This window comes from Kordiimonas pumila (genome assembly GCF_015240255.1).
GTDB classification, from domain to species: Bacteria; Pseudomonadota; Alphaproteobacteria; order Sphingomonadales; family Kordiimonadaceae; genus Kordiimonas; species Kordiimonas pumila.
Map to the genome: position 1 here is coordinate 133,107 of NZ_CP061205.1, position 13,002 is coordinate 146,108.

Annotated in this window: 7 protein-coding genes; all 7 read right to left on the bottom strand. The window is 45.8% G+C overall.

Going from position 1 to position 13,002, the window contains the following annotated elements:
- Positions 1-13: 13 nt before the first annotated feature.
- Positions 14-1,270, bottom strand: coding sequence for a sarcosine oxidase subunit beta family protein (locus tag ICL80_RS00575; RefSeq protein ID WP_194214209.1), 1,257 nt, complete (start codon positions 1,268-1,270; stop codon positions 14-16).
- 101 nt (positions 1,271-1,371) lie between these two features.
- On the bottom strand, positions 1,372-2,730 hold the full coding sequence (locus tag ICL80_RS00580; protein WP_194214210.1) for a sodium-dependent transporter: 1,359 nt from the start codon (positions 2,728-2,730) through the stop codon (positions 1,372-1,374).
- A 151-nt stretch (positions 2,731-2,881) separates the two neighbouring features.
- The gene (locus ICL80_RS00585; RefSeq protein ID WP_194214211.1) at positions 2,882-4,711 is read right to left on the bottom strand and encodes a DUF885 domain-containing protein; all 1,830 of its coding nucleotides are present in this window, start codon (positions 4,709-4,711) and stop codon (positions 2,882-2,884) included.
- Between the two features lie 69 nt (positions 4,712-4,780).
- Positions 4,781-6,076, bottom strand: a complete 1,296-nt coding sequence (locus ICL80_RS00590; RefSeq protein WP_194214212.1) for a metal-dependent hydrolase family protein — start codon at positions 6,074-6,076, stop codon at positions 4,781-4,783.
- 102 nt (positions 6,077-6,178) lie between these two features.
- Entirely contained in the window at positions 6,179-8,398 is a 2,220-nt protein-coding gene (locus ICL80_RS00595) for a TonB-dependent receptor (protein ID WP_194214213.1), read from the bottom strand.
- Between the two features lie 330 nt (positions 8,399-8,728).
- A complete protein-coding gene (locus tag ICL80_RS00600; protein ID WP_194214214.1) occupies positions 8,729-11,020 on the bottom strand; it encodes a TonB-dependent receptor in 2,292 nt (763 codons plus the stop codon).
- Between the two features lie 41 nt (positions 11,021-11,061).
- Positions 11,062-12,873 carry a gamma-glutamyltransferase gene (locus tag ICL80_RS00605; RefSeq protein ID WP_194214215.1) on the bottom strand — a complete coding sequence of 604 codons (1,812 nt, stop codon included), beginning with the start codon at positions 12,871-12,873 and terminating at the stop codon, positions 11,062-11,064.
- Positions 12,874-13,002: the final 129 nt, after the last annotated feature.

A 13,002-nucleotide genomic window follows, 5' to 3' on the forward strand; every position in this document is an offset into this window, starting at 1 on the left:
TACAAGCCCTTCTTTAATGAGCGATGCCTGCACCAGCAGCTTCATCAATCAAGCGGCCAGTCTCAAACCTTTTTAAGCTGAACGGGGCTACAAGCGGATGAGGCTCATCATTAGCCATAGTATGTGCAAAACAATATCCACCGCCCGGTATTGCCTTGAAGCCACCCGTACCCCAGCCACAGTTGAAATAAAGCCCTTTCACTGGGGTTTTCCCAACAACCGGCGTTGAATCGTGCATTACATCGACAATGCCAGCCCACTGGCGTAGAAACTTCACTCTGGAAAACTGTGGAAATAATTCAACGATACCTGCGGCAGACGCTTCCATAGTAGGCAAATTACCGCGCTGCGCATATGATGGGTACAGATCAAGCGACGACCCTATAACCAAACCACCTTTATCTGATTGGCTAACATAAACCCCAGTCGCTGGTGACAGAAGAACTGTATCAAGGCACGGCTTTAAGGGCTCAGATACATAAGCCTGTAATGCATAGGATATTATGGGCAAATTAAACCCAGCCATTTGAGCAATCATACTTGAATGGCCAGCAACGGCCACACCAACTTTCCCTGTTTCAATGCGGCCACGAGATGTCTCCACAGCGTTGACCTGACCATTTTCGATACCAAACCCTGTTACTTCACAACCCTGAATGATATCAACACCCAAGGCATCAGCCGCACGAGCATATCCCCAGACAACAGCATCATGCCGAGCCGAACCACCACGGGGCTGATTAAGCCCCGCCATGATAGGGAATCTGGGGGAAGGATTAAGCCCCGGAACGCGCGCTCTCACTTCATGTGGACTTAAAAACTCGGCATCAGCACCATTTAGCAGCATGGCATTTGCTGATCGCCGGAGCATCTCCACACCATGACGATCATGCGCCAACATCATCATGCCGCGCTGAGAAAACATGACGTTATAATTGAGTTCCCTAGATAGGCCCTCATACAACTTTAAAGAAAAATCATAAAAAGCCGTACTTTCCGGAAAAAAATAATTAGAGCGTACGATCGTCGTATTTCGACCGCTATTACCACCACCAATCCAGCCCTTTTCAAGCACTGCAATATTTTTATAACCATGGACCTTTGCAAGATAATAAGCTGTAGCAAGCCCGTGGCCACCACCGCCTATAAGGACCATATCATACTGGCGTTTAGGCTCAGCATTCCGCCAAGCAGGCTTCCAGCCAACATGCCCGCGCAGCGCTTCTACCGCGAGGGAAAGGGCAGAATATTTTTTAGAAAACTTAACCATACATATACTACATTTTTTACGATTTCACATACCATATTATACATATATGTATTTTTCAAGGTAAAAATAGCATCAACAAAGAACAGAAAGTGACTTTCCCTCTATTCCGATATTCCGAAAATAATCAATAATATCAATATGATAGGTATTATAAATTTAACAAGAAATATCCAGCTCTTAAAAATCATAGAATCTGTATGTTTTCCGAGTTCCTCTGCGATATGAGCTGGCTTTACACACCAACCGGCAAACAAGGCAATCAACAATCCCCCTATAGGTAAGAATATACTGTTGGAAATATAATCAACAAATTCAAAAAAGGTCATACCGTTTATAATGAACATCGACGAACCAGACATCGAGAAAACAACAATAACCCCTATAAGCCACAATAACCCAATAATAAGCCAAATTGCTTGTTTACGCCTGAGATAACCATGCTCTTCAAACCACGCCACCCAAGGTTCTGTAATAGCAATACAGGAGGTAAACGCCGCGCATACAAGTGCTAGAAAAAATAAAGGCGCAAAAAACCATCCGCCTGTCATTTCTGCAAAAATTGCAGGTAAGGTCTGAAATACCAGCCCTGCCCCACCAGAAGGTTCTAAGCCAAAGGCAAAGACTAGTGGGAAAATGGCAACCCCAGCAACAAGCGCCACCCCTGTATCAACCAGACAAACCACCAAAGCCGAAGATGTTATGTCCTCGTCTTTGTCTAAATAAGCGCCATACATCATCATCGCCGCCATAGCCACGCCGACTGAGAAGAAGGCCTGACCAACAGCTGATAAAACTGTAGCAAAACTAATTTTACTGAAGTCGGGGTTAAAGAGAAACCCAAGCCCTTTTGATGCATCCCCGACCCACAATGAATAAATTGCCAAAAACAACACCAGAGAAAATAGTAATGGCATCAAAATATTCACGGCCTTCTCAATCCCACCGGTCAAGCCTTTTGATACAACCCAACCAACTAAAATTAGGAAAAGACTATGCCCGATAAGCATTCGCCAAGAATCGGCAAGAAACCCCTCAAACAATGCGGTTGCCGCTGGTCCATCAAGCTCTAAAAATTCACCACCCAAGCCACGAAAAGTATAATCCAGTGTCCAGCCACCAATCACGGCATAATAACTGGTAATCAGAAAAGCTGTAAACATGGTCAGGGCACCTACGAAACCCCATTTACCAGACCGTCCACTTTCTTTTGCAACACGTGCAACACTCTCCCAAGGTGTACCCTGGCCGCGGCGCCCAATTGCCATTTCAGCCATAACCAGTGGCAAACCAATAAGAAGAACACATAGAAGGTAAACAAGAACAAAGGCACCACCGCCGCTTTCACCCGTAACATAAGGGAACCGCCATATATTTCCCAAGCCAACTGAAAACCCTATCGTGGCCAGTAAAAATGCCAGTTTACTCGACCATTTTTGTCCGCCCGATTTTGCTATAGCCACAACTCAATCCCCTTACACAAGCCTTTACAAGCCAAATCAGGCTGCTTGCACTTTACATCATCACATAGGGCGAGATTTTCTATATTATACAATACTGTACTTTATAGAATCTCTAGCCTTGCGTGATATTCATTCCACTATTTGCAGACCCTTATCGAGACTGATTTAAGTACCAGCTTACATGCTCGGCAAGTATTGGTAATGGCATAGCACCACTACCAATTACGGCAGCGTGGAAATCTTTAATATTGAAGGCATCACCCATGTGCTTTTCTGCATCATGTCTGATTTCCCAGAACTTATTATACCCCAGTTTGTATGCCAATGCCTGCGCAGGTAAATCTGTTGAATACCGCAGTGTTTCAAGCTCGGCTTCCTGTTCACTTGAAAAGGTGTTATCGCGCATATATGCCTGTGCCTTTTCAAGAGACCAGCCATAATAATTCATGCCCGTATCAACAACCAATCGGTTCGTTATGAAGCTGTCAAAAAGTAGCCACCCATACTGATCATATAGATCGTCCATCAGCCCCATCTCAAAAGAAAGGCTTGCTGCATAGTTTGCCCAACCTTCATTGAAAGCCGTATAAAAAGCGCCCTTTTGTCGATACTCAGATAGCTTTTCGTTTTCCCTCTGAAGGGCAATATGAAAGTGATGGCCTGGCACAAGCTCATGGTAGGTCAGCGCTGCAATCCACACCAACGGCCGGTTATCAAGATTAGAACCATTGTACCTATAATAACCATACTCTTTTTTAGCATTTGGGGCTTCATAATAGCCATATGTCATACCGGCCTCTGCAGCGAGATCGAGACGCTTCACGCCGTAAGGTGCCTTAGGAGTAAGGGAAAAATACTCAGCAACCTTGGGGCGGAGGCGCTCTATATATTCCTTAAAACGAACTTCAAGAGCCTCAGGTGTTTTAGACAGAAATCTAGGGTCGTGCCGTAATTTTTCATGAAATTCTGCTTGCGTACCTTTAAAGCCAAGCTGCTCGCGAATTTTCGCCATCTTGCCTTGTATTTCCTGCATATAATCCAGGCCAAGCTGGTGTATTTTTTCTGGGCTAAGCTTCTGCGTCGTCTCTTTTTCAATCAAATACTGATAGTATTCCTTACCACCTTTATACTGTGCCAAACCCACAGCTTCAGGGGCCTTTGCCACATAATCATCATCCAGATATGCTAGCATCGCATCAATTGCCGAATATACTTGCTGCTCAACAGCATCTGTAACCTGCGCTTTAAAAGCCGCCTTTTCTTCAGCAGACAAGCCCTCAAGTTTTGCATCAGCAACATGAACAATCGCCGCCATGTTACCGCGCAGGCTTTCATACACGGCCCGTACACCCGGCACCGCAGCCTTTGGCAAAAGAATATCGCGCTTTTCCTGCCCAGCAAGCTTTTCATGCTGCTCTTTTATAACCCTGCCCGCATCCGCAATCAACGACACATAAAGAGCGCGCTCTTCAGCATTCTTTAAAGGGTTATTCTGAAATGCTGGTGGAAATATTGAACTGAAAAGCATGCCAGACTGGTACGGGGTCACCACAAAACCAAGCCAGTAATAATCAGCCTCTTTCACCTCATTCTTCATTTGCCATTCAAACATTTTGGCGGTGATCTGCCCTTCATGGGTCAGAGCAGAGCGATCAATTTCGTTAAGTTTTTCAAGGTTTTCTTGTGCAGTTTGGCTTCGCTCTAGGGCTGCGGCATATGTAAGGGTCGGAAATTTTGTAACAGGTTTGCCAGACATTAGCATCAGGAAAGGTTCCTGTGATGCAGCAATCTCAATATAGGAGTTTGTTAAAGTCGCCAGCTTTTGTTCTGCTTCAGCCTGCGCTGTTTCAGGGCTTGTGGCGCCGCTGGCAAAGACTATACCAGAGGCCGCGAGCGGATGCACATCTGCCCCGTAAGAATAGTTTGTGATACACACTGTCGTTAATGCTGCCAGTACAGCTAAGTTCTTGTTGATTTTCATTTTCGGCTCCAGATTTAAAAAAGCGAGGCCCGCCACTGGGGAATAAAGCGGCAGGCCTCTGGCCTTTGGCTAACTATCGTTGCGCACCACATCACCAGACTTCATAACGAAGCTAACTTTTTCAATATTGCTAATATCATCAATAGGGCTAGCAGGCGTTGCTACAATATCAGCTTTTTTGCCCACAACGATGCTACCAATTTTATCCTTGAGGCCAAGCATTTCTGCACTATTGATGGTCCCCGCCTGCAAAACATACCAATTGTCAGGAATACGCTTTGCCAGTGCCTGAAATTCCTTGATTGCTTCTTTCATCGGGAAAATAGGATCTGAACCAATGAGGATCTTGATATTATGCTTGTATGCCATCTTCACGGAATCACTATGCATAGTGCCAACAAGTTGGGCTTTTTCATAATTATTAGCGGAAATACCACCCGTGGCGCCTCTATCCAAAATCCAGTCCAGCACATACAGTGTAGGGATATAATAGGTGCCTTGCTTGGCCATAAGCTTGGCTGTTGCCTCTTCCATCATGGTGGCATGTTCGATTGAGTCGAAACCGGCCTCAACAGCCGCCCTGATAGCTGCATCTCCGTGCGCGTGAGCAGTGATTTTCTTTTTGTACCGGTGTGCTTCATCAGCAAACGCCTTGAATTCTTCAGGGCTATATGCTGCAACCTCAGGGTCGTCATGCTGTGACATAACCCCGCCACTTGCCATTACTTTAATCCAGTCAGCGCCGTATTTGATCTCTTCGCGTACCGCCTTGCGAATTTCCTCCGGGCCATCAGCAATAAGCGGCCCTAACACTTTATGGGGCAGATCAGGTGCATAAGAATTGTAATCACCGTGCCCACCAAGCGCTGAAATTGCGTGTGGCGCAACCAGCATGCGTGGTCCTTGATATTCACCGCGGTTAATTGCGTTTCTTACTTCAATATCAGGGTAGTAATACCCCATATCACCCGGCACACGAATTGTGGTAAAACCAACGCTCAGAAGAGTCTGTGCATTGCGCATTGCCATCAACGCATTATAACCATACGACTGTGTAGGCGATGCCTGATCAAGTGTTGCCGACGTTAGATCAGTCACCAAGTGCGCGTGCATATCCATCAAACCCGGCAAGCAAACACTCTTTGACAGGTCAACAACCTTTGCACCACCCGGCGCTTGCACATCTGTGCCTATTTTTGTGATCGTATCATTTTTGATCAAGACCTGTTGGTTTTGAAGAGTTTTTTTATTTTCAACATCAAGAACACTGCCACATTTCAGCACTGTCCACTGATCCTCTGCCTGTGCGCATGTACCCATGACAGCAAGCACGAGGCCTACCCCTATAAATCCACTTTTTATCATTCCTGAACTCCCTCTTATTTACCCCACAGCCCCGTTTTCATGGGCCTTCTCCATGTCTATGTCAGCCCTTCCCTTAGGGAAAGGCTGACAGGTATCAACGAATTAAAACTCTTTACTAACCACAAGGCCAAACTGGCGTGGTTCAAGCGGTTTGATAAAATAGGATTCACCGCCCGCAACAAGGTCTCTCGAAATCGACGTATAATCATAACTGTCGAACAGGTTATCAACATATGCTGATAGCCTCCAGCCAGTATCATTCACGTAGCTCACCCTCATATCAAGGCGGTCATAGCTTGGCACTTCAAGCTGGGCACCAAGCGCCGCCACCAAAGAACCATCAGCCACCGTTGTGCCGTCCACATACCGGTATGATGCGAACAGTTCAATATCGGCCTCGGCTGAAATAGGCAGCGTATATGTAACATTAGCTGCTGCTGTCAGTTTTGGTGTGTTTTCAAAATGTTTACCAGAGAAATCAACCGCATTTCCAGAACCATCAACCTTGAGGAAATCTTTAAATTCGGTATCTGCATATGCCACATTTCCACTAAACTGTAATTGGTCAGAAGGATAAGCAAACAGTTCCAACTCAAAGCCTCGACTGCTACTATCTGCGGCATTATCGATAACAGTAACCGGTGTAAGGCCGTTCGGATCTGGTACTGTATTTAAGAGCTGCTGCCCGGTGATCTCAATCCAGAAAGCGGAAAGGTTCATAACAACAGCATTATCAAAGAAGGTCGATTTAACGCCGATTTCCCAGTTTTCAGATTTTTCATCCTCATAGGAAAGTACCGCATTTTCGCGAGACGGGAACCTGTTCAAGCCACCTGCTTTCCAACCTTGGGCAAATGTCGCATACATATTCACAGTATCAGTAAGGTCATACCCGGCCGAGAACATGAAGGACACATTGTCATAATCTGCGTCACCCGTTTTATCGAGCGGAATGAAAGTGGTACCATAAAGTGCCAGAACACGGTCACCGCCAACATTTACAGATTCTTCAGAGTAGCGCACACCTGCCGTTAATTCAAAACGATCGGTCAGACTATAACTACCTTGAGCAAAAGCCGCCCAGCCATCCCTGTTTTCAAAAAAACGCTCACGGATATAAAGTGGTACATAACGGGCACCCGGTCCAAAATCAAACTCCCGTCCCTGGTCCATTTTCTGTTCAAAATAATAAAGGCCAACAAGCCAATCCAACTTGTCAGTTGCGCCCGAAAGCCGAAGCTCTTCACTCATGAACTCCTGATCAAGCATAACCTGATGCCGAAGCCCCTGAGCCGCAACAGGGTCTGCTGAAAGCGGGCTTGATGGGTCTGACGGAAACACAAGAATACTCTGGTCTGTTGGTATCCCATCATAATCAAGTGTGATATCTGAACTAGCCTTACGGTACCCCGTAATGGACGTAAGCGTAATATCTGGGGTTAAGTTGTAATCGATATTCAATTGAAGACCCACATTATCCTTATGGTCTTCATCGTGTTCATCAGCCAACGCTTCATATTTTACGCCCCCCAAAGGTACACCCACTGCCATATCATTGAAATCTTTTTTCAAAGCATCAGCCGTAAATACAATTTCCAAATCTTCATTTGGAACCCAGCGAAGCGAACCACGGGCAGTTATTTGCTCTGACGGGTCCTCATCAATATCTAGGGTACGATTATAAATATAACCATCCGTACGACTGTATTCAGCGCTAACACCCGCATATAGGTTTTCACCTATTGCGCCGCTCATGCTGGCTGAAACCCGGTATGTGCCAAACTCTGCAATCTCGGCAGAAACACGTCCCCGCATCTCTTCATCAGGCTTGCGGGTTACCATATTGATAGCTCCTGCCTGAGTGTTTCGCCCAAAGAGGGTACCTTGTGGGCCCCGCAGTACCTCAATCCGCTCTAGATCAAGAAACGCTGTATCAAAGCCAACCTGAGGCTGATACATGCCATCAATAAAAACACCCACGGCAGGCTCTAAGCCGCCATTAAAGCCTACACCGCGCATGGAAATATAATTAAAGTCACTTGTTGGTGCTGCACCACCTCCATACGAAAAATATACCCCCGGAACTCTGCCGTACAGGTCCGTGATATCTTCAAGGCCCTGCTTTTCTATATCTGCTCCCATCACTGCCGTGACAGCCAGAGGCACATCTTGCAAACTTTCTTCCCGCTTCCGAGCTGAAATAACAATTTCTTCTATTTGTGTTGTTTCCGCAGCAAGCACTGTGCCCGGCACAAGTGCCGCTGTGCCAACCGATGAAAGCAATGCACACAAAACCGCTGGTGATACTATTATTTTTCTCAACTTAACCTCCCGTTACATCTTTTAATACTCAGATAAGTGGCCTTGACTGTTGTTTGACAGTTTAGGATGCATCACATTACCGGCTTATTTCTATATCATCTCGTGCCAACGTTACTTTTAATTGCCATGTAACTTAGAAGGTAATAATTCAGAATTATTTCTTACAAATCCATACTTAATACATTGATTTATATATATATTTTTTATAAAAAATCGTAAAATATAAAAAGCTATAAGCGACTAAATTTCTATATCGCCTGTCTACATGCAGTCTATTCGGGCAATCTGCACCTACCCTAAACAAGGAGGTAGGTGCAGATATCACCCTGTTTAGAAATTATACCGGAACACCAATCTCATTCGCCGAGGTGGTTGGGCAAACTGTTCGTTGAACGTAACGCCCCCTGGCAATGTGTATCCTTGGGCCATAAATGCATTATCAAATGCATTTATGCTTACAAAGTCAGACTCATTTGTGAGATTAGAAACATAAAATCCAAGTGACCAATCTTCCGCCCGAACACCAAAACCTGCATTCAGAATACCAAAATCCCCAATCGGAATGGCTGTTGCACTGAATGTGGAAACATAATCGCCGGTATAAACATAAGAAGTGTTTACATACCACTCCAGCATATCCGAGATACGGTCCGTATATTCACCACCAAAGTTAAAGCTGGTTTTCGGCGTATTCGGAAGCTGGGTACCTTTTGGAAGCACAGCTCCTGTTAACTGGTTCGTCTCAAGATCTTCGCCAAGTTCCGCTTCAATATAGCTAAAACCTCCATACACCCTTAAATGCTCGTTCACATGAGCGTTTATTTCAGCTTCAACCCCTATATTGCGTGCTTTACCCGCATTCAGAAACAATCCAAATCCAAGAGGGGCTACCGATATAGCACTTTGCATGTCGGTATAATCTGTGTAGAAGCCCGCAAGATTGAATGTAACCTTACGGTCTAAAAGGGTAGACTTCAGACCCAATTCATAAGTTTCTGTTCGATCATCCTTGTATGCCTCAAAACCCTGACTTGAGCCAGGTGCAAACACTTCCATTGTAGCAAGTGTCGCGGGTGAGTTCAGGTTACCATTCCGGGCGCCTGTAGCATAGCGAGCATACAGCAATAAATTATTATTTACATGGAATTCAAGCGCTGCCATGGGCAAAAGAGTGCTTATTTTCACCTCTTCAGATATTTCAGGAAGGCCAAATGGAGCTCCAAAAATAACAGTTGTGGCAGCTGGTGTGAACACATCAATGGTTTCATTATGGCTTCTTAGGCCGGCAATGATCTTCCACTGCTCATTAAAGCTATATTCAACCTCTGCAAAAACAGAATACTGCTTGCCTGCGTTTGAAAAAGGATCTGCATCTCCATCACCGTACCCCAAAATTTCAAGTGACTCTGAAAGGCTATTGCTTGGCAAGCCAAAAAGTAAGTAGGAGTTCGAAATTACATCACCATCCTTTGAGGTGAACTCAAAGTCGCGGTAAAAGGCACCAGCAGAGATCTGGAACGGGCCGTCAAACTGCGATACAAATCGAATTTCCTGTGAAAACTGGCTATAATTAATCCCGTCAATTGCATAACTTTCATCAAGCACGCCAAAATACGGATATGTCGTTAGCGAGTTCGACAGAGAATAAATCTGATCATAAACTTGACGGTTACGGCTACGGTCAAAGTAACTTGTGATAGAGGTCAGAACAAAGCTGCCAAAATCATAAGCAATATTGCCAGATAGATAAAAATAATTATCTTTTATTTTGTCGTCACCGACCGGTAAATTAACTTGGTACTCTGACGGGTCACCCGTAATCAAACCCAATGAACCAAGCTTGGATGTATCATATGTGCCAGTAAGTCTTACTTTAAGGGCATCAGTAGGCTTAAAGAGCACTGTCCCGCGAACAAAATAAGCAGAATAGTCGTTAATATCCTTATCACCGTCAACAACATCTACATACCCTGGTGAAGCATAGCGCCCACCTGCAATGCGAATGCCCAGCTTTTCTTGTACCACGGGCATATTCAAGGCAGCACGAAGACCAAAATCTTCACCACCGTTTGCAACATTTGTTAATTCAGCCTCAACAGAGCCTGAAACATTTTCGAGGTCAGGGTCCTGCGTGAAATAACGCACAGCACCCGCACTTGCCCCTTCCCCAAAAAGGGTCCCTTGTGGGCCGCGCAGGACTTCAACCTGTCGCAAATCAAAAGCCCGAATTTCCACCTGTGAGCCACCAAGGGTGTTCACAGGCACATCATCTACATAAATACCCACGGGGCGCGCCGACGGCAGGTTATCCTGCGTTGTTAAAAAATTGGTAACACCGCGGATGTTCATTTCATTTCTATTAGGCCCTCGCTCCTGCATATTCAGGCCCGGTGTAAAGCGCACAAGGTCACTAGTATCTACAATACCAAGGCGTTGCAGGTCACTTTGTCCAAAAGCCTTAATTGATGAACTGATACCCTGTACACCCTGCTCTCTAAACCGAGCAGTAACGACAACTTCTTCCATCACTATTACGTCTTCTTTATCATTTGCCTGTGCCAAGATGGGCACATTCCCCATCATCAGGCCAAGCGCCGACACCCCATATAAATATGGCTTCATTTATTCCTCCCAATTTATTTTATTAAAACAACGAAACTCAGTTACAAAGCCATCGCCATTGCAGTCCTCCTCGGGTCCCCACAACCACTAACCACGCCGTGACCATCCACAAAGAGACCGTCAAATGACCCGTGGTGCCAATTATAAGGGTTCACAACGTCAAGAGGCACGCCCAACTCCCTTGCCCGACTAATGACACTATCTCCCATACCAGCTTCCATCAGATAGGCCCCCGGATTAGAAATTGAACCACCGCCCAATCGGGGTTTTTCTACAGATGCCTTAATATCCAGCCCAAAATCGATGTGGTTGATAATATTCTGCACTACAGACGGCACCACAGAAACGCTTGGAGACCCGCCTACAATTACGGGCTTGCCGTTTTTAAAAACCATAGTTGGCACAATGCCCGCGTTTATGCGCTCACCCCGCTTGGGCAGGCCAGATGCATAATGCGCAGAGGCGGCACAAATGCTTACACCGTCTACAAACAGACCATTGCTCCACGGCCACGACATAATAGAATGCAAAACAGTGGCTGCATTTCCCGCGCCGTCAATGACAGTAAGATGATTACTACCCGGAGGAGGAGGCGCAGCATTTTCAAAAAGGATTTTCCAAGGTGACTGTGGCACTTCATTACCGAGAGCCTTAAACCTTCTTGCCGCCCTTTCCTTTGAAAGCCTTTCTTCCATTGGCAGGCTGGTACCCTTGAAGTTGCGAACGACAGTATCAGTACTGACATCCGCAATCACCTGTAACAGCTTGAAGGCTGTATCACCCGATGCCCAAGGAGCACCCCAAACACCAAAATCAATATTTTCCATCTGGTTAAGGACTTCAAGAACATTGGTTCCACCGTGGTCAGGTGGTGGTGAACCAACCGTCGTATAACCACGGTAGCTACTTACAGCAGGTTCATCCCAGCGGACTTCATATTTTTCAAAGTCTTCAGGCGTAATACAACCACCAGCCCTCTGCACAGTCTCGGAAAACTTCTGCGCAAATGCACCGCGATAATAATAATCAGAACCTTCTTCAGCAAGCCGCTCCAGCAGGTCAGCCGCACGCTTTTGATATAATTTTTCACCTGGACGCGGGACAAAACCATTCGGCATGAATATTTCCCTGCCTTGCGGCGTTTTCCCAACTTGCGCTACTTCTGCAAAAATCTCCCCCCATAAAAATGGGTGCGTTTCGAAGCCGTTACGGGCATAATGAATAGCTGGCGCCATAATACGCTTTTTCGACAGTACGCCAAAGCGCGCCAAGGCGGCCTCAACACCGGCCCAGTATCCCGGCGTTGTAACTCCCATTCCCGTCTTCAGATCTTTAGTCAGACTAGAGATGCCCCAGTCTTTTGGGTGATTAAGTGGTCTATTATTACTACCATTAAGATAATATATTTTACCGGTCTTGGCCTCGTAATAAAGCATTGAAAACACGCCAGTAAGACAGGTCATGTGCGGCTCAACAACTGTCTGCATCAAGCTGGCTGCAACAATAGCGTCAGCTGCATTACCACCATCTTCCAGCACCTGCATAGCTGCATGAGACGCAAGAGGATGCGTGGAAACCGCAACACCTTTTGTGCCCGAAACCTTTTCCTTAAAGCCAAAATGCGCCTTATCGATCAATTGACGCCGCTTTTCATCTGACAGAGGTTTCCACGACTGCTCTGTCTTGGTGCCTGCCATCGTTGCCTCAGTTGCAACAAAGCCACTTGCGTGCAAAGTATGACTTGCTAAAGCTGTAGAAGCTAATCCTGCCCCAGCATTCATAACAAATGTTCTACGATTTATATCCACCTCATTAGCCCTTTCTGGTTCAAACCAATATAACCAACCATACATAGCCAGTTCCAACCCTGCATGGTTGAAAGTTACGCAGACCCGTCACATCGTTACTTAGCTGCGCAGCCATCACTATATCTTTTCGTTAATTCGCCGTAGTCCATCAAATAATTCACAACTGAATTCATT